General features: G+C 66.4%; 20 protein-coding genes. 13 read left to right on the top strand and 7 right to left on the bottom strand.

The features are described 5' to 3' along the window. Positions 1-330: 330 nt before the first annotated feature. The 3 genes from ACU0AG_RS04590 to tpiA form a co-directional block, all read right to left on the bottom strand. A complete protein-coding gene (locus ACU0AG_RS04590; RefSeq protein ID WP_482781080.1) occupies positions 331-1,968 on the bottom strand; it encodes a CTP synthase in 1,638 nt (545 codons plus the stop codon). Between the two features lie 115 nt (positions 1,969-2,083). Further along, on the bottom strand, positions 2,084-2,479 hold the full coding sequence (gene secG, locus ACU0AG_RS04585; protein WP_482781079.1) for a preprotein translocase subunit SecG: 396 nt from the start codon (positions 2,477-2,479) through the stop codon (positions 2,084-2,086). A 120-nt stretch (positions 2,480-2,599) separates the two neighbouring features. After that, positions 2,600-3,373, bottom strand: coding sequence for a triose-phosphate isomerase (gene tpiA / locus ACU0AG_RS04580; RefSeq protein ID WP_482781078.1), 774 nt, complete (start codon positions 3,371-3,373; stop codon positions 2,600-2,602). Positions 3,374-3,619: 246 nt separating this feature from the next. Here tpiA and ACU0AG_RS04575 point away from each other — a divergent pair, with 246 nt between their 5' ends. The 9 genes from ACU0AG_RS04575 to lexA all read left to right on the top strand — a co-directional run bounded on the left by ACU0AG_RS04575 (position 3,620) and on the right by lexA (position 12,969). Further along, positions 3,620-5,557, top strand: a complete 1,938-nt coding sequence (locus ACU0AG_RS04575) for a peptidylprolyl isomerase (RefSeq protein ID WP_482781077.1) — start codon at positions 3,620-3,622, stop codon at positions 5,555-5,557. 20 nt (positions 5,558-5,577) lie between these two features. After that, on the top strand, positions 5,578-7,119 hold the full coding sequence (locus ACU0AG_RS04570; RefSeq protein ID WP_482781076.1) for an anthranilate synthase component I family protein: 1,542 nt from the start codon (positions 5,578-5,580) through the stop codon (positions 7,117-7,119). Next, complete coding sequence (locus tag ACU0AG_RS04565; protein WP_482781075.1) at positions 7,116-7,949, top strand: phosphodiester glycosidase family protein; 834 nt, start codon at positions 7,116-7,118, stop codon at positions 7,947-7,949. The genes ACU0AG_RS04570 and ACU0AG_RS04565 overlap by 4 nt, the downstream gene beginning before the upstream one ends. Beyond that, entirely contained in the window at positions 7,946-8,557 is a 612-nt protein-coding gene (locus ACU0AG_RS04560; protein WP_482781074.1) for an anthranilate synthase component II, read from the top strand. Before ACU0AG_RS04565 ends, ACU0AG_RS04560 begins: the two co-directional genes overlap by 4 nt. Then, positions 8,554-9,546, top strand: coding sequence for an anthranilate phosphoribosyltransferase (gene trpD, locus ACU0AG_RS04555; protein ID WP_482781073.1), 993 nt, complete (start codon positions 8,554-8,556; stop codon positions 9,544-9,546). Before ACU0AG_RS04560 ends, trpD begins: the two co-directional genes overlap by 4 nt. Positions 9,547-9,551: 5 nt before the next feature. Beyond that, entirely contained in the window at positions 9,552-10,343 is a 792-nt protein-coding gene (gene trpC / locus ACU0AG_RS04550; protein ID WP_482781072.1) for an indole-3-glycerol phosphate synthase TrpC, read from the top strand. Positions 10,344-10,426: 83 nt separating this feature from the next. After that, positions 10,427-10,903 carry a cyclic pyranopterin monophosphate synthase MoaC gene (moaC, locus tag ACU0AG_RS04545; RefSeq protein ID WP_482781071.1) on the top strand — a complete coding sequence of 159 codons (477 nt, stop codon included), beginning with the start codon at positions 10,427-10,429 and terminating at the stop codon, positions 10,901-10,903. Continuing rightward, positions 10,900-12,084, top strand: a complete 1,185-nt coding sequence (locus ACU0AG_RS04540) for a molybdopterin molybdotransferase MoeA (protein ID WP_482781070.1) — start codon at positions 10,900-10,902, stop codon at positions 12,082-12,084. The genes moaC and ACU0AG_RS04540 overlap by 4 nt, the downstream gene beginning before the upstream one ends. A gap of 201 nt (positions 12,085-12,285) precedes the next feature. Continuing rightward, complete coding sequence (gene lexA / locus ACU0AG_RS04535) at positions 12,286-12,969, top strand: transcriptional repressor LexA (protein ID WP_482781069.1); 684 nt, start codon at positions 12,286-12,288, stop codon at positions 12,967-12,969. A gap of 174 nt (positions 12,970-13,143) precedes the next feature. Here the strand turns inward: lexA and ACU0AG_RS04530 are convergent, their stop codons facing one another. Beyond that, on the bottom strand, positions 13,144-15,396 hold the full coding sequence (locus ACU0AG_RS04530; protein WP_482781396.1) for a ComEC/Rec2 family competence protein: 2,253 nt from the start codon (positions 15,394-15,396) through the stop codon (positions 13,144-13,146). Between the two features lie 100 nt (positions 15,397-15,496). Between ACU0AG_RS04530 and gltX the strand changes: the two genes are divergently transcribed. Genes gltX through ACU0AG_RS04510 form a run of 4 tightly spaced genes read left to right on the top strand, consistent with a single transcriptional unit; the run spans position 15,497 to position 19,043 of the window. Continuing rightward, the gene (gltX, locus tag ACU0AG_RS04525) at positions 15,497-16,927 is read left to right on the top strand and encodes a glutamate--tRNA ligase (RefSeq protein WP_482781068.1); all 1,431 of its coding nucleotides are present in this window, start codon (positions 15,497-15,499) and stop codon (positions 16,925-16,927) included. Positions 16,928-16,967: 40 nt separating this feature from the next. Continuing rightward, entirely contained in the window at positions 16,968-18,254 is a 1,287-nt protein-coding gene (locus ACU0AG_RS04520; RefSeq protein ID WP_482781067.1) for a citrate synthase, read from the top strand. Between the two features lie 17 nt (positions 18,255-18,271). Next, positions 18,272-18,472 carry a hypothetical protein gene (locus ACU0AG_RS04515; protein WP_482781066.1) on the top strand — a complete coding sequence of 67 codons (201 nt, stop codon included), beginning with the start codon at positions 18,272-18,274 and terminating at the stop codon, positions 18,470-18,472. 40 nt (positions 18,473-18,512) lie between these two features. Continuing rightward, positions 18,513-19,043 (top strand): hypothetical protein, encoded by a 531-nt coding sequence (locus ACU0AG_RS04510; RefSeq protein ID WP_482781065.1) that lies wholly within the window; start codon positions 18,513-18,515, stop codon positions 19,041-19,043. Here the strand turns inward: ACU0AG_RS04510 and ACU0AG_RS04505 are convergent. The 3 genes from ACU0AG_RS04505 to ACU0AG_RS04495 are packed head-to-tail and all read right to left on the bottom strand — an operon-like array spanning position 19,040 to position 22,611. Next, entirely contained in the window at positions 19,040-20,458 is a 1,419-nt protein-coding gene (locus ACU0AG_RS04505; RefSeq protein WP_482781064.1) for a sensor histidine kinase, read from the bottom strand. The two genes, ACU0AG_RS04510 and ACU0AG_RS04505, sit on opposite strands and share 4 nt — an antisense overlap. After that, positions 20,458-21,405: a hypothetical protein gene (locus ACU0AG_RS04500; protein WP_482781063.1), complete on the bottom strand. Its 948-nt coding sequence runs from the start codon at positions 21,403-21,405 to the stop codon at positions 20,458-20,460. Before ACU0AG_RS04500 ends, ACU0AG_RS04505 begins: the two co-directional genes overlap by 1 nt. Positions 21,406-21,447: 42 nt before the next feature. Next, a complete protein-coding gene (locus tag ACU0AG_RS04495) occupies positions 21,448-22,611 on the bottom strand; it encodes a hypothetical protein (RefSeq protein ID WP_482781062.1) in 1,164 nt (387 codons plus the stop codon). Positions 22,612-22,662 lie beyond the last annotated feature (51 nt).

Below are 22,662 nucleotides of genomic sequence, written 5' to 3'. Positions count from 1 at the left end.
AGACGGACAAAACCGGACAAGCTCGTCAAAACAGGGGCATGGGGTATGTCATCCCCATCTGCCTCGACCTTCCGCAATTTCCGGAAAGCCAACCCTGCCGGTCTAGCAGCAGGGCCCTATCAAAGCCTGAATGCGAGGCTTCGTGTAATGCGGAATGGTAACAACACGCAAGGCTAATCTTGAAAACTTGTAAGGATGCGACATCAAAAGTTAGGCTTGAGAAACAAACGATTGCAAATCTTTGCTGCGTTTTAACCTTAGATCAGGCGCCCGCGAAGGGCACGATCGGCAGTTAAAAACCGTAACCGTCTGACAAACCGGAAGGACCGGTTACACGAGGCGCGACTGTTCCAGCGCAGCGGCGATGAAGCCGGAAAACAGCGGGTGCGGGTCGAACGGGCGCGATTTGAGCTCGGGGTGGAACTGCACCCCCACAAACCACGGATGGTCGGGACGCTCGACGATTTCGGGCAGCAGACCATCAGGGCTCATGCCCGCAAAGATCAGGCCTTGCTTCTCCAGCGGCTCGATGAAGGCGCTGTTGACCTCGTAGCGATGGCGGTGGCGCTCGGAGATGAGCTCGGCCCCGCCATAGATGCGCGAGGTGTGGCTGTTGGGGCTGAGCTTCGCCGGATAGGCGCCCAGACGCATGGTGCCTCCCAGATCGCCGCCCTCTTCGCGCTGCTGGAGGCCTTCCTTCGTCATCCATTCGGTGATGATGCCCACCACCGGCGTATCGGTTGGCCCGAATTCGGTCGAGGATGCCTTGTCGAACCCCGCCGCGCGCGCGCCTTCGATGCAGGCCATCTGCATGCCGAGGCAGATGCCGAAGAACGGCACGCCGCGCTCGCGGGCAAAGCGCACCGCCGAAATCTTGCCCTCGCTGCCGCGCTCGCCAAAGCCGCCGGGGACCAGAATGCCGTGCATCGGTTCAAGCGCGGCGATGATCTGCGATTCGTCGTCGCCTTCGAAGATTTCCGCGTCGATCCACTTGATGTTGACCTTGACCCGGTTGGCAAGGCCGCCATGCACCAGCGCCTCGTTGAGGCTCTTGTAGGCATCCTGAAGCCCGACATACTTGCCGACCACCGCGATGGTGACCTCGCCTTCGGGATTGAACTGGCGGTCGGTCACATCCTCCCACGCCGAAAGGTCGGGCGCGGGCGCATCGGTGATGCCGAAAGCGCGCAGCACTTCGGCGTCGAGCCCTTCGGCATGATATTGCTGCGGCACCGCGTAGATCGAGGGCGCGTCCAGCGCCTGGATCACCGCTTCCTTGCGCACGTTGCAGAAATTGGCGATTTTCTGGCGCTCGCCCTCGGGGATCGGGTGTTCGGCGCGGCACAGCAGGATGTCGGGCTTGATCCCGAGGCTCGCCAGTTCGCGCACCGAATGCTGCGTCGGCTTGGTCTTCAGCTCGCCCGCAGCCTTGATGTAGGGCACCAGCGTAACGTGGACGCTGAGGGTCTGGAGCGGCTCCAGCTCGTTCCTGAGCTGGCGGATCGCTTCCATGAAGGGCAGCGATTCGATGTCGCCCACCGTCCCGCCGATTTCGCACAGGATGAAATCGTGATCGCCCTGATCGGCCAGCGCGAAGGCCTTGATCGCGTCGGTCACGTGCGGGATCACCTGCACGGTCGCGCCGAGATAGTCGCCGCGCCGCTCCTTGGCGATGATGTCGCGATAGACGCGCCCTGAGGTGATGTTATCGCTCTGCCGCGCCGAAACGCCGGTGAAGCGTTCATAATGCCCGAGGTCGAGATCGGTCTCGGCCCCGTCGTCGGTCACATAGACCTCGCCGTGCTGATACGGGCTCATCGTGCCCGGATCGACGTTGAGATAGGGATCGAACTTGCGGATGCGGACCTTGTAGCCACGCGCCTGCAAGAGGGCCGCCAGAGAGGCTGCCATGAGACCTTTGCCAAGCGAGGAGACCACGCCGCCGGTGATGAAAATGAACCGCGCCATGGGAGTTGGGCCTTAAGCGTCGAGAGGGATTCGGGGCAAGCGATTTGCGGTGGCGCGATGTGCGCCATCCACAATGCTGTTCGGATGACGGAGCGAAAGCCGCCCGCCGCGCCGCTTATTCGGCGAGCGGATCCTCGCCGGCGGGAGCAGCCGGAGCCGCTTCGGGTGCTGCGGTTGCAGGAGCCGCCGCCGGGGCTGCCGCAGGATCGGCGAGCAGATCAGGGGCGGCGCCGCCGGTCTGCACATCACGGTCCAGCGTCGAGGTCACCCCGCCCACGCGGCTTTCACGCACGGCGAGCGCGGCCAGCACGATCGACATCACCACGAAGGTCACCGCCAGCCACTTGGTCGCGCGGGTCATGAAATCGGCCGCGCCGCGTGCGCCGAGCGCGCCCGAAGGACTGCCGCCGATGCCCAGCCCGCCCCCTTCCGAACGCTGCATCAGGATGACGCCGACCAGTGCGGCGGCCACCAGAGCCTGGATCACGGTGAGGAAAATGAACAGGGACATGCAATAAACTCGTGGCAAGGGGCGCGGTGGCCCCGGTTGTGCGTGTTGCGCGCCATGTAAGCCCACAGCGCGCCCGCGACAAGTGCGCCGCGACAATCGCCGGCGCACTGTGCAGGCGGATCAGTTGTCGAACGGCTCGCTGGCAGCCAGCGCGATGCCCATCAGACTGTCGGCGGTGAGGCTCGCCCCGCCCACCAGCGCCCCGCCGACTTCGGGAACCGCGAAGATTTCGGCGGCGTTTTCCGGCTTCACCGAACCGCCGTAGAGGATGCGCACCTCGGCCCCCTGCTCCTCGCCGAACAGTTCGACCAGCAGGGCGCGGATCGCGCCGTGCATTTCGGCGATGTTTTCGGTGGTGGCGACATTGCCGGTGCCGATCGCCCAGATCGGTTCATAAGCGACCGTCAGCCGCTCGGCGATATCGGCCGGCATGGCATCGGCAGCAGGAAGCGAAGCCTTGAGCTGGCCTTGCACGAAGGCCACGGCCTCGCCCGATTCGCGGGTTTCAGCGCTTTCGCCGCAGCACATGATCACACGCAGGCCCGCCGCCAGCGCGCTTTCGGCCTTGGCCCGCACCAGCGCATCGCTTTCGCCATGGCCCTGACGCCGTTCGGAATGGCCGAGGATCACGAACTTGGCCCCGGCATCGGCAATCATCGCGGCGGAGATATCGCCGGTGAAGGCGCCGCCTTCGGCATGGTGGCAATCCTGCGCGCCGACAGCGATCTGTTCCGCTTCGCGGTGGATCGGGTGGATCAGGGTGTAAGGCGGCGCAAGCGCGACCTCCACTTTCATATGACGCTGGGCCGCCCGGTCGATCGCCCGCGCTTCCGACAGCATCGACCGGGTGCCGTGCATCTTCCAGTTTCCGACAATATAGGGCCGGCGGGTCATGGTTTTCTATGCACCTTGTAACGAGAGGATGGCGGAGCGGCCTTGCGATTCTTTGGCCGCTAGTATCGCTCCGGGGCCGCGTCCGCTAGACGAGGAAGACTTGCTAGTCAAAACGCGACCGAACCTGTTGCCGCAGGGTCGCAGGGCCTATAAAGCGCCCGACGCACCGCGAGACCTTCGCGGCAAACCCGGCGGGGCAATGCCCTGTTCCGCCCGTAACCAGCCTCCGATGGGGTCACAAACGCAATGATTTCGTTCTTCCGCCGCTTTTTCCAGTCGAAGATCGGCCTGCCGATCGTGATGGCGTTTCTTGCGTTGATGGCGCTGGCCTTTGCCGCCTCGGACATTTCGGGCACCGGCACCTTCGGCGGGGTCTCCAACGCCGACCGGGCGGCCGTGGTCGGCGGCGAGGCCATTCCGGTTTCGGACGTGACGATGGCGGCCAACACCGCGCTCGATCAGGTGCGGCGACAGAACCCGACGCTGACCATGCCCGGCTTCATCGCCGAAGGCGGGCTGGACGAGGTGATCAAGCAGCTGATCGATCGCTATGCGGTGGGCACCTATGGCGAGAAATACGGCCTGCGTGCGGGCGAGAACCTCGTGAACAGCGAAATCCTCCAGATCAGCGCATTCCGCGGGCTGACGGGCGAATTCGACGTGCAGACCTATCAGGCGGCCTTGCGCCAGCAGGGGCTGACCGACGCGATTTTCCGCCGCGATCTGACCGACGGGCTGATCGAGCAGCAATTGCTCAAGCCCGCCGTGGCCGCGCCGCAGCTGCCCGAAAAGATCGCGCGCCAATATGCCGCACTGGTGCTGGAGCGGCGCAAGGGCGAGATCGCGCTGATCCCCAGCGCCGCATTCGCGCCCGCGGGCAACCCGACCGACGCGCAGCTTGTCGCGTGGTACAAGGACAACCGCTCGCAATTCATCCGGCCCGAACGTCGCACGCTGCGCTTTGCGGTGTTTGGCGAGGATTCGCTCGAAGTGAATGCGACCCCCACCGCCGCCGAAATTGCCGCCCGTTACAAGCGCGATGCGGTGAAGTATCAGGCAAGCGAGCGCCGCGCCGTGACCAGCTTTGTGGTGCCGACGCAGGATGCGGCCAAGGCGCTGGTGGCGAAGATCCGCGGTGGCACCTCGCTCGAAGCCGCAGCGCGCGAGGCCGGGTTCACCGCCTCGGCCAGCGAGCTGCGTGACCGCGAGGCCATGTCGGGCGCAACCAGCTTTGCCTTTGCCGAAGCCGCCTTCAAGGCCGCGCAGGGCGGGATCGTCGAACCGGCGCAGGGCACGCTCGGCTGGTATGTCGCCCGCGTCGACCAGGTCGAGCGCAAACCGGCCCGCACCCTTGCCGAGGCGACGCCCGAAATCACCCAGCAGCTCGCCGTGGAAAAGCGCGGCGCTGCGGTCGCTGATCTCACCGCCGAAATCGAAAGCGAGATCGACGGCGGCACCGCGCTGGCCGAAGTCGCCAAGGCTTACGGGCTCAAGGTCGAAACCACCCCCTCGCTGCTGGCCAACGGACAGGCCTTCGGTCGCCCCGACGTGCAGATCGTGCCGCAGCTGGTGCCGGTGCTCCAGACCGCGTTCCAGATGGAGGAAAGCGAGCCGCAACTGGCCGAGGTCGTGCCGGGGGAGCAATTCGTGATCTTCGAAGTCGCCCGGATCGAGGAAGCCGCCGCGCCGCCGCTCGCCGAGGTCAGGGATGCCGCCATCGCCGGATGGAAGCGCGCCGAGGGGGCCAAGCTCGCCAAGGCCGCAGCCGACCGCATTCTCGGCAAGGTGCGCGGCAAGACCCCGCTCGCCGCCGCGCTGGCAGCCGAGAACAAGCCCGGTTTCGAGCGCGAGGCGATCAATCTCGAACGCCGCCAGCTGCTCGCCCGCCAGCAGGGCAACCTGCCCCCGCCGCTGGTGCTGATGTTCAGCATGGCCGAAGGATCGGTCAAGCTGCTCGAAGCGCCGCGCAATCTGGGCTGGTATGTCGTCAGCCTTGACGACATCAGCACCGATCCCGTCGACAGCGAACCGGGGCTGGTGACGCAGACCCGCCAGCAGCTGGGGCTCGCCCTGTCGGACGAGTACCTGCGTCAGGCGACCGCCGCGATGCGCACCGAACTGGGCGTCACCCGCAACGAAGCCGCCCTGACAGCCGTGCGCAAGCAGCTGTCGGGCGAACAGTAAGCGCAAGGCCCGGAGAGCCTGTGACCCTGCCTGCCGCCGGACTGCCCGAAAACGCCGCTGCCGCCACCGCTGCCCTCGCCGAAGGACGGGCCGCGCTGGTGTGGCGGCGGATCATCGCCGACAGCGACACGCCGGTGGGCGCGGCGCGGCGGCTGATCGTGCCGGGACGCGGGGACTTCCTGCTCGAATCGGTCGAAGGCGGCGAGGTGCGCGGGCGTTACAGCCTGCTCGGCATCGACCCCGATCTGGTGTTCCGCGCCAAGGGCAATTCGGCCGAGATCAACCGCAACTGGCGCACCGACCGCGAGGCTTTTGTGCCCTGCACAGGCGATGCGCTGGCCGAACTGCGCGCCTTGTCGGCGGCCTGCCGGATCGACCCGATGCCAGAAGGCCTTCCGCCCGCCCTTGCCTGCCTTGTCGGCTATCTCGGCTACGAGACCATCGGCCTCGTCGAAACCCTGCCCCGCGCCGCCGACAGCCCGCTTGACCTGCCCGACATGCTGTTCGTGCGCCCCACGGTCATTCTGGTGTTCGACGGGCTGACCAATGCGCTGTTCGCCATCGCGCCGGTGTGGGAAGCGAGCGACCCTGCCGCTGCCGTTGAACGCGCAGGCGAGCGGATCGATGCAGCGCTGAGCCAGCTCGGCCAGCCCGCGCCCGCCACCACTACCGCAGAGCTGCCCGCCACCCTGCCCGATCTCGCGCCGGTGATCGCCGCCGAGGATTACAAGGCCATGGCGCTGAAGGCCAAGGACTACATCCTTGCCGGCGACATCTTCCAGGTGGTGCTGGCGCAGCGCTTCACCTGTCCCTTCCCCCTGCCGCCGCTGTCGCTCTACCGCGCATTGCGGCGGGTGAACCCTTCGCCGTTCCTCTATTTCCTCGATCTGCCGGGCTTCGCGCTGGTCGGCTCCAGCCCCGAAATCCTGGTGCGGGTGCGCCCCGATGCGTCGGGGGAGAACGAGGTCACCATCCGCCCGATCGCCGGAACGCGCCCGCGCGGAAAATCGCGCGCCGAAGATGACGCCAACGAGGCCAGCCTGCTCGCCGATCCCAAGGAACGCGCCGAGCATCTGATGCTGCTCGATCTGGGCCGCAATGATGTGGGCCGCGTGGCGGCAGCGGGCAGCGTCACCGTCACCGACAGCTTCACCATCGAACGCTACAGCCACGTGATGCACATCGTCAGCAACGTGGTGGGCAAGCTGGCGCAAGACAAGGACGCGCTCGACGCCCTGTTCGCAGGCTTTCCCGCAGGGACAGTGTCCGGCGCGCCCAAGATCAGGGCGTGCGAGATCATCGCGAGCCTCGAACCGGAAACCCGCGGCGCCTACGCCGGCGGGGTCGGCTATTTCGCGCCCGACGGCAGCCTTGATTCGTGCATCGTCCTGCGCACCGCAGTGGTGAAGGACGGGGTGATGCACGTGCAGGCAGGCGCGGGGATCGTGGCCGATTCCGATCCCGATTACGAACTTGCCGAATGCCGCGCCAAGGCCGGCGCGCTGATCGCCGCCGCGCGCGAAGCGGTGCGGGTCGCGGGCGAACCGGGGTACGGGCAATGATGCGCCGCTTTGCTTTTGCCGCAGGCCTTGCCGTGCTGGCGGCTGCCTGTTCGGAGGCGCCTGCGGGCGAACCTGTGGTGCGCACCGTGCTCGATGGCTCGGTGGAGGAGACGCCTGCGGCCGATCCCACCCCGCCGCCCAACCGCGGTCCGTCCGATTGCCGCGAGGTGGTGTTCGAGGATGTGCCGCTGACGCACTGCGTCGCCGATCCGGCCAAGCACCGCATCACCATGGCCAATCTCGGCGCGGACAAGCAGCCGTTCGGCTCGCTCGCTGCCTTTGCCGCCAGCGTGGATGAAGGCACCATTGCCTTTGCCGTCAATGGCGGGATGTATGGCGATGATCTGAAGCCGATCGGCTACTATGTCGAAAACGGCGAGCGGCTGGCAGAGCTCAACCGCGGTGAAGGCGGCGGCAATTTCTACATGAAGCCCAACGGCGTGTTCTTCGGCACAGGCGGGACATGGCAGGTGCTGGGCAGCAACACCTTCTTCAACACGGTGAAGGATCGCCCGCAATTCGGCACGCAATCCGGCCCGCTGATGGTGATCGATGGCAAGCTGCACCCGATGATCCAGGACAACGGCCCATCCAAGGCGATCCGCAACGGTGTGGGCGTGGATGCCGGAGGCAAGGCGCATTTCGTGATTTCGGGCGGGGACATCAGCTTCGGGCAGCTGGCGCGCTATTTCCGCGACGAGGTGAAGGCGGCAAACGCGCTCTATCTTGACGGGCAGGTGTCGAGCCTCTGGAACCCGGCCACCGCCCGGCAGGACAAGGGCCGCGTCGGCCCGATCATCGTGGTGACGAAGCGGGAGAGCCAGCCATGATTCTCGTCATCGACAATTACGACAGCTTCACCTTCAACCTCGTCCATTACCTGATGGAGCTGGGGGCCGAGGTGCAGGTCGAGCGCAACGACGCGCTGACCGCCGCCGAGGCTTTGCGCACCAATGCGGCAGGCTTCCTGATCTCGCCCGGCCCCTGCACGCCCAACGAGGCGGGCATCAGCCTCGATCTGGTGGCGGCCTGTGCCGATGCGGGCAAGCCCTTGATGGGCGTATGCCTCGGCCATCAGGCGATCGGCCAGCATTTCGGCGGAAGGGTGCAACGCGGCGGGCTGATGCACGGCAAGACCTCGCCGGTCACGCATGACGGGACGGGGGTGTTCGCAGGCCTGCCCTCGCCCTTCATCGCGACGCGCTATCACAGCCTTGAAGTGGTGGATGTGCCCGCCGATCTGGTGGCGAACGCCCATGCCGGGACGCCGGGGGCCGATCACCCGAGCGTGATGGGCTTCCGCCACGCGGAACTGCCGATCCATTCGGTGCAGTTCCATCCCGAAAGCATCGCCACCGAGCACGGCCATGCGCTGCTCGCCAACTTCGTGCGGGCCTGCGGGCTGGAGCCGGTGCTGCCCGAAAGGCTGCGCGCATGAGCCTGCTGCCCGATGTCACCACCCCGCTGACCGAAAGCGAGGCCGAGGCTGCTTTCGGCGTGCTGCTCGACGGCGCGCCTTCCGAGACGGAGATCGAGAGCTTCCTCGTCGCCCTGTCGGCCCGCGGGGAAACCTCGGATGAAATCGCAGGGGCAGCGCGGGCGCTGCGCGCGCGGCTGATCCCGATTGCGGCCCCCGAAGGCGCGATCGACGTTTGCGGCACGGGGGGTGACGGGCACCACACCCTCAACGTCTCGACCGCCGTCAGCCTCGTGGTCGCGGCCTGCGGGGTGCCGGTCGCCAAGCACGGCAACCGCGCCGCATCCTCGAAAGCGGGCGCGGCGGACACGCTGGAGGCTTTGGGCCTCGACATGGATGCAGCCGGGCGCACCGCGGAGAAGACCCTTGCGGAGATCGGCATCTGCTTCCTCTTCGCGAAGAACCACCACCCGGCGATGGCGCGCATCCAGCCCATCCGGGTGCGGATCGGCCAGCGTACCATCTTCAACCTCATGGGCCCGCTGTCGAACCCCGCGAAGGTCGCAAGCCAGCTGATCGGCATTGCCCGGCCCGCCTATGTCCCGATCTATGCCGGCGCCTTGGCGCGGCTCGGCACCGGACGGTCGCTGATCGTCTCGGGCGATGAAGGCCTTGATGAACTCAGCCTCGCGGGCGGCAACGAGGTCGCGGTGGTCACCGGCAACGCCTTCCGCATGGAGCGGGTCGATGCCGCCATGGCAGGCCTGCCCCACGCTCCGATCGAGGCGATCCGCGGCGATGACGCCAGGCACAACGCCGCCGCATTGAAGGCGCTGCTGATGGGCACCCCCGGCCCCTATCGCGATGCGGTGCTGTTCAACGCGGCAGGCGCCTTGCAGGTTGCAGGGCGCGGCACCGACTGGCGCGAGCGGGCGGCAATGGCGGCAGAAGCGCTCGATTCGGGCGCGGCGCTGGCGCTGCTCGGACGCTGGATCGATATGGCGAAGTGAGACACATGAACAAGCTTGAGGAAATCTGCGCGACCAAGCGCGAGGAAGTCGCCGCTCGCAAGGCTACGACCACTCCCGCCGCGCTGGCCGCGCTCGCCGCCGCCCAGACCCCGCCCAGAGGCTTCGAGGCAGCGCTGCGCCAGCGGGCCGCGAGCGGATATGCCCTGATCGCCGAGATCAAGAAGGCCAGCCCCTCCAAAGGGCTGATCCGCGCCGATTTCCGCCCCGCCGATCACGCCGCCGCTTACGAGGCGGGCGGCGCTGCCTGCCTCTCCATCCTCACCGACGCGCCCTATTTTCAGGGCCACGAGGATTACCTCGTCGCCGCCCGCGCCGCCTGCGCCCTGCCGGTGCTGCGCAAGGATTTCATGGTCGATCCCTGGCAGTGCCTCGAAGCGCGCAGCATCGGGGCCGACGCGATCCTGATCATTGTCGCCGCGCTGGAGGACAGCGCCATGGCCGAGATCGAAGCCGCCGCGCGCGAACTCGGCATGGACGTGCTGGTCGAAGTGCACGACGAGGCCGAGCTTGAACGCGCCGCCAGACACCTCCGGTCGCGCCTGATCGGGGTCAACAACCGCGACCTCAAGACCTTCACCACCTCGCTCGCCACCACCGAACGCCTCGCCCCGCTGATGCCCGAAGGCACGCTGATCGTGGGCGAGAGCGGGATCAATTCCCGCGCCGATTGCCAGCGGCTCGAAGCCGCCGGCGTGCGCACCTTCCTCGTCGGTGAAAGCCTGATGCGCGCTGACGATATTGCGAGTGCCACCCGCGCCCTGATCGGGCCAGAGTAACCGGAACCGTTCGTATCGAACGCAGTCGAGACACCATGCACCGGCCTCTCGACTTCGCTCGAGGCGAACGGATAGGGAGACGTATGAGCAAACTCACCCACCTCGATGCCGAAGGCGCCGCGCATATGGTCGATGTCGGCGGCAAGCCCGCCACCGCCCGCCGTGCCGTCGCCTCGGGGCGGATCGCCATGTCGGCCGAGGCGCTGGAGGCCATCCGCGCAGGCAATGCCCCCAAGGGTGACGTGCTTGGAACCGCCCGCATCGCCGGGATCATGGCCGCAAAGCGCACGGGAGACCTGATCCCGCTGTGCCACCCGCTGGGCCTCGAAGCGGTGACGATCGACTTCGCCTATGAAACGAATGCCATCCGCGTCACCGCCACCGCTTCGCTGACGGGGAAGACCGGCGTGGAAATGGAAGCGATGACAGGTGCTTCCATCGCACTCCTCACAATCTATGACATGGCCAAGGGCGTAGACAAGGGCATGGTGATCGAAAGCGTGCGCCTGATCGCCAAGACCGGCGGCAAGTCGGGCGACTGGCAGGCCGATCCACTTTGAGCGCGCTGCTGGGCCTTGAGGACGCACAGGCCCGGCTGCTGGCGCTGGCACCGCAGCGACCCGCGGCCGAACAGCCGGTCGCCCCACTCGCCAGCCTCCGCTACCTTGCCCGCGACATTACCGCGCGGCGCACCCAGCCCGCAGCCGATCTGTCCGCGATGGATGGTTACGCCATCGCCTCCGGAACCGGCCCATGGCGGCGCGTGGGCGAAAGCCGCGCCGGTGCGCCTTTCGCCGGAACGCTGCGTGACGGCGAATGCGTGCGCATCTCGACCGGCGCGGTGGTGCCCGCAGGCGCTGCGGCGGTGCTGTTGCAGGAAGATGCCCGCATCGAAGGCGACCTGATCGAGGCTGCCGAATACCCCGCACCCGGCAAGCATATCCGCCGCGCCGGATTCGATTTCCGCGAGGGCGACACCGTGCTGCACCGGGGCACAGCCTGTTCGCCCGCCGTGCTCGCGCTGGCGGCGGCAGCGGGGCATGGCGCTCTGCCATGGGTCACGCCGCCCTCGGTCGCGGTGCTCGATAGCGGGGACGAACTGGTGCCGCCCGGCCAACCCTGCGGCGCGCACCAGATCCCGGCGAGCAACGGCGTGATGCTGGGCGCGATGCTGCATCCCTATGTCGGAGCGGTCGATATGCTCGGCCCCGTCGCCGATGATCCGGCCGCGCTCGCCGCCGCGCTGGCGCGTGCCGAAGGAAGCGACATCCTGATCACCAGCGGCGGGGCCTCGGTCGGCGATCACGATCTGATCCAGCAGGCGCTGCGGGACTGGGGCGCGCAGATTGCCTTCTGGAAGGTCGCGATCAAGCCGGGCAAGCCGCTGATGGTCGCCAGCAGGGGCGCTCAGGTGATCCTCGGCCTGCCGGGCAATCCGGTGTCGAGCTTTGTCACCGCCTTCCTGTTTGCCCTGCCGCTGGTGCGCGCCTGCATGGGCGCGGCCGATCCCCTGCCCCGCCGCCTGATCCTGCGCGCGGGCGAGGCGCTGCCGCCGGTGGGCAAGCGCCGCGAATTCCTGCGCGCCGTGATCGATGGCGATGCGGTGCGCCTTGCCGGATCGCAGGATTCCTCCGCGCTTTCGGCCCTCGCTGCCGCCGATTGCCTGATCGACCGTCCGGCCGGTGCCCCTGCGGTGGCGGCGGGCGCGCCGGTTCCGGTGTTCTGCCTCCGGAATGGCTGAATTGCGCGGGTTTGCCGTGGGCCGCGCTTGACTCGGATCATTTAGTTTCCTAATTGTTCCGTGTTCGTTCACCATAAAGGCGGGCGGAAAGTGCACGCAACGCACCCATGGCCCTGCCGGGCCGGTGCCTCTTGGAGCACGCGAGGGACTGCGCCTTGCCGCAATGGCCGGGCGTGAATGCGACCAAGGGAGACCTGATCAATGCTGACTGCCAAGCAGCACGAACTGATCCGCTTCATCCAGCAGCGGCTGGAAGAAACCGGGATTTCACCGAGTTTCGAGGAAATGAAGGAAGCGCTCGATCTCAAGAGCAAATCGGGCGTGCACCGCCTGATCTCCGCGCTGGAAGAACGCGGCTTCCTGCGCCGCCTGCCCAACCGCGCGCGCGCGCTCGAAGTGATCCGTGAACCGGGCGATACGACCCCGGCCCGCAGCGCTCCGGCGAGCGACAATGTGGTGGCGATGCCCGCGCCTGCGGCCCGTGCGCCGGAAGCTGCGAACGACGTGATCGAACTGCCGCTGCATGGCCGCATCGCCGCCGGTGCCCCGATCGAGGCGCTGGAGGGGCAGAGCACGCTCCCCGTCCCCGCCGCGCTGCTCGGCCCGGGCGAGCATTACGCGCTTGAGGTTTCGGGCGACTCGATGGTCGAGGCCGGGATTTTCGATGGCGATTTCGCGCTGGTGCGCCGCACCAACACCGCCCGCGACGGCGAGATCGTGGTGGCGCTGGTGCGGGGCGAGGAAGCGACGCTGAAATATCTGCGCAAGGAAGGCGGCAAGGTGCGGCTCGATCCGGCCAACGCAGCCTATGATCCGCAATACTACTTGCCCGGCGAAGTCGAGGTGCAGGGCAAGCTCGCAGGCCTGCTGCGGCGCTATCATTAAGGGGTGTGCGGGCCGGAGCGGGGGTTCACGGTGGGGTGGAAATGCACCATCCCGCGTGAAACATTCGCTCTGGCCTGTTTTTCCTTTCCAGACAGTGGCTTGGCGGAAAATGTTTCACGCAAGGCCGGTTTCTAGGCCCGTCTAGACCCCCTCCAGACCCCTTCTAGACCACCTCTAGGTCGTTCCAGACCCCCGCTTGGCCGCTCTCGCCTCCGCCCCTTTCCACCAGCCATGGCGGCCCTGCCGATCGGCAACGGCGGTTATGGATTCTCCGGCCAGATCGATCGCAAGCCCCCCGCTGCGTTCCAGATAGCGGCGATCCGCCTTGAGCCAGCGCGGCTGGCAGGAGCGCGGCAGAAACCGTTCGGAAACGACGATATCGGCCTCCTTGCACGCAGCCGCCAGGGCCCGCTCCTCCACCTGCTCGCGCCCCCGCCCCAGCAGCAGCACCCAGTCCCGCCCGCCCCGCTCCAGCGTGACCGTGCAGAACGCCGAAGAACACCGCGCCCCCGACCATTGTGCCAGTGGCACCGGATCGGCAGCAACCCCGGCAAGCTCCATCAGATTGTCCCGCGTATAGGAAGAGCGGCTGTCGCGCAGGGCAAGCAGTCGCCGCTCTCCATCAGGACCGGTCATGGTGATCCCCACCTGCCGCCCGTCACCCGAGACCAGCAGATCGGGGATGGGCGTGGCGGCCACCAGCCCGCTCGCGATCACAACCGGCACCAGCCCCGCAAGCCGCACCCGCCCGCTCCACAGGCCCAGCCACAAGCCTCCGATTACGAACAGCACGATCGCCAGCCCGCCAATCTGCGGCATCAGCTTGACCGCCCCGGCCTGCGCCGAGGTGAAATGCGCAATCCCCAGCAAGAGATCGAGCGAGTGCTGCACCACCCACCACGAAGGCCCGCCCAGCCCGACCGTATCAAGCACCAGTCCAAGCGCGATCAGCGGCATGGAAACGAAGGTAACCAGTGGAATCGCGACGACATTGGCCAGCGCGCCGTAAAGCCCGGCGCGGTGGAAATGGAACAGCACGATCGGCATCAGCGCCAGCTCGATCACCAGACCCGTCACAAACAGCATGACCACCCGCCGTCCGGCACGCTGCCACCAGGCCTCCTCGCGCGGGGCCAGAAAGGCCCGCACCGGACCGCTGGTAGACAGCGCAATGATCGCCAGGACAGCAGCAAAACTCATCTGGAAACTCGGCCCGATGGCGCTTTCCGGCCACAGCAGCAGCACGAAACCCGCTGCCACCGCGACCATCCTGAGCGACAGCGCCTCACGCCCCAGCGCCAGCGCGCCGAGCACCAACAGGGCCGCCACGCAGCTACGCACCGTGGGCACCTCGGCACCGGTGAGCAGGGTGTAACCGAGCCCCGCCAGCGCCCCTGCTCCCGCCGCCGCCAGCGGCAGGCGCACCCGCAAGGCCAGCGCGGGCCACAGGGCCAGCAGGCGCAAGGCGACGAAATAGGCCGCCGCTATCACCGCGCTGACGTGCAAGCCGCTGATCGAAAGCAAGTGGGTCAGGCCTGAATCGCGCATCGCAATTTCGTCAGCCTCGGCAATCCCGCCGCGGTCCCCGCTGGCAAAAGCCGCCGCGATGGCTCCGGCAGAACCATCGACACGCGAGCGCACATGGGCCGAAAGCCACCGCTGGATGCCGGCGATACCGCCAGCCTCGTCCGCAGGCTGCAACACCTCGAGCGGGCCGACCATCGTGCCGGTCGCTGCCAGCCCTTTGAACCAGGCGGCGCGGGCAAAATCGTAACTGCCCGGCAGCATCGGCGAGGCCGGCGGCATCAGCCGGGCGCGCAGGCTGACCACCGCTCCCTCCCCCAACCCAGAAGGCAAGCCGTCCTCGCCAAAGGCCGCCAAGGGCACATTGACCCGCACTTTCAGCGCCTCGCCGGAAGCCGCGTCACGGACGGCTAGCGTCAGACGCAAGCGATCATCGGCAGGCTGATCCTCGCGTTCAAGCACGGTGCCATGCAGGCGGGTCACCATCGGCTGCGCGATCGGTTCGGCCCCGACAAGTTCCGATCGGGCCCACACCACCGCGATGCCCAGCGCAAACACCATCCCGCCAGCGACCAGAGCAAGGCGCAGATTGGCGCGGGTCTCGTCAGCCGCGCTCCCCGGCGGCCACAAGGCCAGCGCTGTGAGGGCCAGCGCGATCCCGCCGCCAAGGGCCGCGCACCAGTGCCACATCTGCGGCAGCGCAAACCATGTGATGATCCCGCTGGCAAAGACCACCGCCAGCCACGGCGCCCGGTCAAACCCGGCGCGGGCGAGAAACCGCTCGGCGCCGTCCGCCAGCGCACCCGGCAATCTGCCCCTGATGCTGGACAATCGGCCTACGGTTTGCCAAGGGCGCGGCAACCCTCCGCCAGCGGCATCGTCGCCGTCCGGATCGTCCCCCATCGGAATGATCGGCACATCGCGCAAGGCTCGTCCCCCGACCGGCCCGGCTCCGGTAGAAGCCAGCGCCAAGCCGCTCAAAGTGAACAGGAAGTCAGTGCCCATGGCAAGCGAAAGCAGCAGCGCAGCGCCCGCGAGCGAGGTCGTCACCCGCTTTGCCCCCTCGCCCACCGGATACCTGCATATCGGCGGCGCGCGCACCGCGCTGTTCAACTGGCTCTATGCCCGCCATCACGGCGGCCGCACGCTGCTGCGGATCGAGGACACCGATCGCAAGCGCAGCACGCAGGACGCGATCGACGCGATCATCGAAGGCCTTGACTGGCTGGGCCTCGATTACGATGCCCCGCCGATCTTCCAGTCCGACCGGGCCGAGCGGCACGCACAGGTCGCCTGGCAGCTGCTGGAAGCGGGCCACGCCTACAAATGCTTCGCCACGCCCGAAGAACTCGAAGCCATGCGCGAGGAGCAGCGCGCCGCCAAAAAGCCGCTGCGCTATGACGGGCGCTGGCGCGACCGCGATCCTGCCGAAGCGCCCGAAGGCGCGCCCTTCACTATCCGCCTCAAGACCCCGACCGAAGGCGAAGTCACGATCCATGACCGGGTCCAGGGTGCGGTGACGGTGAAGAACGAGGAAATCGACGATTACATCATCCTGCGCGCCGATGGCACGCCGACCTATATGCTCGCGGTGGTGGTGGACGATCACGACATGGGCGTGACCCACGTGATCCGCGGCGACGATCACCTCAACAACGCCTTCCGCCAGCTGCCGATCATCCGCGCAATGAACCAGATCGAGGGTAACTGGCCCGATCCTGTCTATGCCCACATCCCGCTGATCCACGGATCGGACGGGGCCAAGCTGTCCAAACGCCACGGCGCGCTGGGTGTCGAGGCCTATCGCGACGAATTCGGCATCCTGCCCGAAGCGCTGTTCAATTACCTCCTCCGCCTCGGCTGGGGTCACGGCGACCGCGAGGAGATCACCCGCGAGGAAGCCGTTGCGCTGTTCGATCTCGACGGGGTGGGCAAAAGCCCTTCGCGCTTCGACATCAAGAAGCTCGAAAACCTCAACGGCCATTATCTGCGCGAGGCCGATGATGCGCGCCTGGCCGCGCTGGTCGCTGCACGGATCGGCGAAACCGCTGACGAGGCTTTGCTGACCCGCGCCATGCCGGTGCTCAAGGTGCGGGCGAAGAACCTCAACGAAATCGTTGAAGGTGCCGCATTCCTGTTCGCCACACGCCCGCTGGAAATGACCGAAAAGGCAGCCGCGCTCCTTGAAGGCGACGCTCGCGAAATTTTACGCAAGATTCATGACCGACTTCGCACCGAAAACGACTGGACAAGCGAAGCGCTCGAAGCCACTACGAAGGCGCTTGCGGAGGAACTGGGATTGGGTCTCGGCAAGCTGGCGCAGCCGATGCGTGCGGCGCTGACCGGGACGACAACCTCACCCGGGATTTTCGATGTTCTGGTCCTTCTGGGACGGGATGAGGCTCTGGCCCGGCTTGACGCACAGGCTGCGTAAACGCGGGTCATGGGCAGGATAATTGGACAGGAGACACACCTTGGCAGACAAGCTGGCGAAGCTCGAACTGGGCGGCAAGACCTATGAGTATCCCGTGCTCGAAGGCAGCACCGGCCCGGATGTGATCGACATCCGCAAGCTGTATGCACAAACCGGCGCGTTCACCTTCGACCCCGGTTTCACCTCGACTGCCAGCTGCGAAAGCGCGCTGACCTATATCGACGGTGACGAAGGCGTGCTGCTGCACCGCGGCTATCCGATCGGCCAGCTGGCCGAGGATTCGAGCTTCATGGAAGTGAGCTACCTGCTGCTCAACGGCGAGCTGCCGAGCAAGGACGAGCTCGACGATTTCACCTACACCATCACCCGGCACACCATGCTGCACGAGCAGCTGATGACCTTCTACCGCGGGTTCCGCCGCGATGCGCACCCGATGGCGATCATGTGCGGCGTGGTGGGCGCGCTGTCGGCCTTTTATCACGACAGCACCGACATTTCCGATCCCGAACACCGCAAGATTTCCTCGCACCGCCTGATCGCCAAGATGCCGACGATTGCGGCGATGGCGTACAAGTATTCGGTCGGCCAGCCTTTCATGTATCCGGACAACAAGCTGTCCTATACCGGCAACTTCCTGCGCATGACCTTCGGCGTCCCGGCCGAGGAATATGAAGTGATCCCGGCGGTGGAACGCGCGATGGACCGGATTTTCATCCTCCACGCCGACCACGAACAGAACGCCTCGACATCGACCGTGCGGCTGGCCGGTTCCTCGGGCGCGAACCCGTTTGCCTGCATCGCGGCGGGCATTGCCTGCCTGTGGGGTCCGGCGCATGGCGGCGCGAATGAAGCGGCGCTCAACATGCTCAAGGAAATCGGCACGCCGGACAAGATCCCGCACTATATCGAGCGCGCCAAGGACAAGAACGATCCGTTCCGCCTGATGGGCTTCGGGCACCGCGTCTACAAGAACTACGACCCGCGTGCGACGGTGATGCAGAAGACCGTGCGCGAGGTGTTCGATGCGCTGAAGGTCAATGATCCGCTGTTCGAAACCGCGCTGCGCCTCGAAGAGATCGCCCTGAACGATCCCTATTTCATCGAGAAGAAGCTGTTCCCGAACGTCGACTTCTATTCGGGCATCATCCTTTCGGCGATCGGTTTCCCGACGACGATGTTCACCGCGCTCTTCGCCCTTGCCCGCACCGTCGGCTGGGTGGCGCAGTGGAACGAGATGATCAGCGACCCCGGCCAGAAGATCGGCCGCCCGCGCCAGCTCTACACCGGCCCGACGCAGCGCGACTACGTGCCGCTCAGCCAGCGCTGAGGCGCCTGATGGTTTCAATGGCGCTCAAGGTGATCGGCGGCACGCTGATTGCCTTGGGTGCCATTTGGGCCTTTCAAGGGCTGGGACTGCTTGGCTGGCCCGCAGACAGTTTCATGCTCGCGCGCACCGAATGGGCGCTGTACGGCGCCATCGCGTCAGGCCTTGGCGCAGGATTGGCTTGGCTGGCGGTCCGGCTTGGCCGTTCACGTGGCCGATGATAACATTTCCCCTGCGGATCGCATGATTTTGGGGGAATGCATGAAAGCTATCGTCACCGCATCGAGCCTGGCGGCACTGCTCACGGCCAACGCCGCACAGGCGCAGGACACCGTCAAGGTGTTCGAATGCACCATGCCATATCGCGAGACGATGATGGCGATGGGATCACTTGAAGTGCTCCGCCAAAGCCAGTTCAAGGGCTTCATCGGCCTTCATGGCGACGGCGACATGATCGAGTTCGCACCCGGCGATACGCTGGTCTTTGGGCAAAAACCCAAGAGCCTGAACCTCAAAATTCTCCCGCCGCATCCGACCTACGATATCAACAATGCCTACGAGGTCGCCTTTACCGCCGTCTTTGAACGGTCTCCGGCACTCGATGCTGCCGTCAGGCAATCGGTAACATGGGCGCTCGGTGCCTGCCACGACTGGTCGGAGAACTGTTATCGCGCCGACAAGGCTACCCCTCAGGGCGCCGGGGCTCTCACCTACAAGAGGATCGGCGACAATCCCGAACTGATTTGCACCTTCACCTTTAGCCAAAAGGAATTCGAGGCGCTGGGCAACTAGCCGGGCTTATGCTCCGGCAGGTCGAGCCGGAACAGCGCCCCTCCGCCCGGCGCGCTTTCGACTGTCAGGCTGCCCGCCATAGCCTCGGCAAGGCGGCGGGAGATGAACAGTCCGAGGCCTGACCCCTTGTCCTTGCCGCCGTCACTATCACGCCCGAGCCTTTCGAACTTGTCGAAAATCCTTTCGGCCTGCTCAGGCGTGACCCCCGGCCCCTCGTCCACAACGCACACTGCGACGCGGGCATTTTGCGGCGTTTCCAGAGAAATCCACACGGTGCTTCCGGCAGGCGAATAGGCGATCGCATTGCCGATCAGGTTGATGAGAATTTGAAGCACCCGCCGGAATTCTGCCGTGGCGACAGCGTCTCCGCGCTCGCCCGATACCTCCAGCACAATATCGCGGTTTTGCGCGCGCACTCCCAGAATGCCCGCAGCCCTCGCCGCTGCGTCAGCGAGATCGACCGGCTCGCGCGCAGTGGAGAAGCCCGGAGTCTCGACCACTTCGAGATCGGCGAGATCGTCCAGCATGGCCGCAAGGTGCTGCCCCGCGCTGGCGATGGTCCCGGCATACTCGCTGTATTCCTCGCGCAGCGGCCCGGCGAGCCGTGCGCGGATTGTCTCGGCATTAGCGATGATCCGGGCAATCGGCTTGCGCAACACCGGGGTGAGAGCGGTCCCGACTAGGCGGGTGGGCGGAGTATCGGGCTCCCCTGAATCCGCTGCCTCTGGCTGCGGCTTCCCGGCAAACGGCTCCTCGGCGATAAGGAGAAGCTCGAAGCCCGAAGGGTTGTGCACATCACCGCCGAGCGGGATCAGGCGAATCCGCCAATTGCGCTGCGATCCGGCAAAGCGGCAGTTGGTGCCATCGAGCAGGCGCCAGTGCAGCGGCTGGTGATGGCTGACCGCCCCGAGATCGACAAGGTCGCTCCACAGCTGGCCAGGACGCGCCATCGCGGTCGCCTCCAGTTCCAGACCGTCCGCAACCATCGCGCTCAGCACCTGCACATGCTGCCGGGCATCGAGCCTTGCGGTGATTTCGGCCGTGGCGCGGTCGATCGCGTCGATCCGCTCGGCAAACTCGCGGTTGCCCGTGACCAGAGGCGCGCCGCGCTGCCAGTTTTCAACCAGAACCTCGCACCCGCCGCCGTCATCCTCGCCAAGCGGGTGGATGCGGGCAAAGCCGCTGACGATGCTGTCACCATCGAAGGCGCTGAAGTTGCGGGCGAGCTTGAGCCCCATGCGCCGCGCCTGCTGCACCAGCGCCAGCAATTCGGGGATGGCAAGAGTACCCGGCAGATCGCCGCCGCAGCGTTCCTGCAAATCGGCAAGTGGCGCATCGGCCGACAACAGCCGGTCACTGCCATCGGTCAGGCCATAGGCTCCAAGCAGATCGCTCGTATGATCCATCGTCGCCATCACGCCGCCTTGCCGGCCGCAAGCAGCGCAGCCGCACGATCCGGCGCAATCGCAGCGAAAGCCCGCGGCAGCTGCGCGGCGGGCTCGATCAGCTGGAACTGGCGCTCGATGGAAGGCAGACCAAGCTCTGCCGCACGCAGCGCCAGCGCAAGTCGCAGTCCCTGCCCCTCGTGACAAGCCAGCACAATGGCCGAGCGCGGCTGGCGCGTTTGTGCGGCAAGTGCGGTCGAAAACAGCGCGACCCCGGCATGATCCAGCGCCAGTGCCGCAATGGCCCCGCGCCGCATCGCTGCAACAAGGCGCGCCAGCAGGCCGATCCGTGTGGCCGCTTCATCATAGCCGGCCTGCAAGCGGGAAAAGGCGGCTGTCGCAGGATCACGGGGTGCGTCACCCCGCGCGCGGTCAAGCACGGCATGGAACAGTTCCGCCGGAAGCTCCGTCAATGGCAGCTCCATGCGCCGCTGGGTCTGACCGAACCGCGATTGCGCCGCCAGCGTACTCATTGCGAGGCTTGCAATCGCCGGATCCTCCGATGCGATCAGCTCCTGCAACAGCGGGCTCAGCACGGGATCGATACCGTGACGGTGCTGGAATCGTTCGCCGAGCAGGCTTTCACTGGCAATCGCGTGACAGAAGGCGAGCAGCGCCTCGTCAGCCATCAAGGTTTCGGTGTGCTGTTCCAGCATGGCCGGATCAGGGCTGGTCAAGGCATGGGCAACAGGATCGTTACCTGTGGCTGCCGCAGCCAGCTGCGCGGCGCAATCGGAGATCATGCCCCTCACCCTTGCGAGCACCGCATCGCTCAGCAGGGTCTGCGCCTCGCTGCCCAGCAGGTGGCGCAGCACCGGCACGACCGCATGAAGGGCACGGCTTTCCCGCGCAAGGTCGCTGCGCAGCATTGCCTCGGCATCGAAGCCGGCAGCGAGGTCGGTCGTCTGGTCGCCCATTCCGGAAAGGCTTACCCTCCGCATAGTTAAATCCGCGTTAGTTCAATCGCCACGCCGGTGCAGCAGCAAAGCTGCGAGCAGCCCCATTGCGAGACAGGCGACCAGCTCGGCCAGCAGCCCTGTTGTTGCGGCGACAGCCAGTGCCAGCAGCAGCGCCGGCCGGTCGGTGGCCAGCGCCGCCACCGCTTCGCGAGCCACAAGACGCGCCAGCCCGATGAGCAAGGGGCCGCAGGCAGCGAGTGCATTCCATTCCAGCCCCCCGGCAAGCGCCAACCCAATTGCGAGCGCCGCCAGCCCGTCCAGCAACAGACCCATCACCCTTTCCCCCGCCGGTTTGCCCGCCATAGGTCGCAATCGCCCCGCCAAATCGCCGAACGCGCTGGCGAGCGATCCGGCAAAGGCCCCGATGGCGGACATCAGCAACCCCGCAGCACCCGTGCCCAGCGCAGCCAGCACCACACCGCCGACTATCAAGGCACCCGCCGCAAACCCGGCAAAAGTCGCCCCGCTTGCCAATCCGCGGGGAGCCACCTTGCGGACGATCCAGCCAGCCAGACTTGTGAGCGGAGTGCGCCAGTCCGGGGGCGATGCAGCCTTTTCAATCAGCCCCGCCTCGCCCCGCGCAATCGCCTCGGCATTTTCGGCAAGCAACCAGAATTCCTGTGTGAGGCATTCCCGATCAACCTCGCGGCAGGGCGTCCCGGCTTGCAAGGCAAGGCGCAGCAACACCGAAACCGGATCGGCATCTGCGGGAAAATCGCCGAGTGCCTGCACCGGCGCACCGCGCATGACAAGCACACCGGCCCAATGGCGCGTTGCATCGATCCGCTCGAAATCCTGAGGTCGTCCCTCGACCAGCGGATGATCCGCAGGAATGGTCGCGATCAGGCGTCGAAGCTGCTCACACTCGGTCAGCAGGGTCTTCAAGACGGCGGGGTCAGGGATCAACCCGTCCCGGATGCAGACAAGATCGTCCTCAGCGCGAACCAGTGCGGCAATCGCCGCGCCGTGCCGGACGGCATGAAATGCAATGCCAGCGGCTTCGACTTCGTGTTGCAGCGCCAGCACACCAGTATCTGCCGTTTCGGCCAGGCACAGGATGCGCTCGGCCCCGAGCATCCGCAGCACATCCGCCTGCCAGTGCAGCACGGATCGCCCCGCCAGCGCCAGATCTGCGCGCAAGCCCCCCTCCGGCGTCCGGATCATTGCTGAAATCAGGCCGATGCGCATCGCATTCCTTTTCGCAACAGAGCCATG

This window comes from Erythrobacter sp. RANMB8, assembly GCF_056848235.1.
Note: the sequence above shows the minus strand (reverse complement) of the source record. Positions and strands in the feature narration are given on the sequence as shown.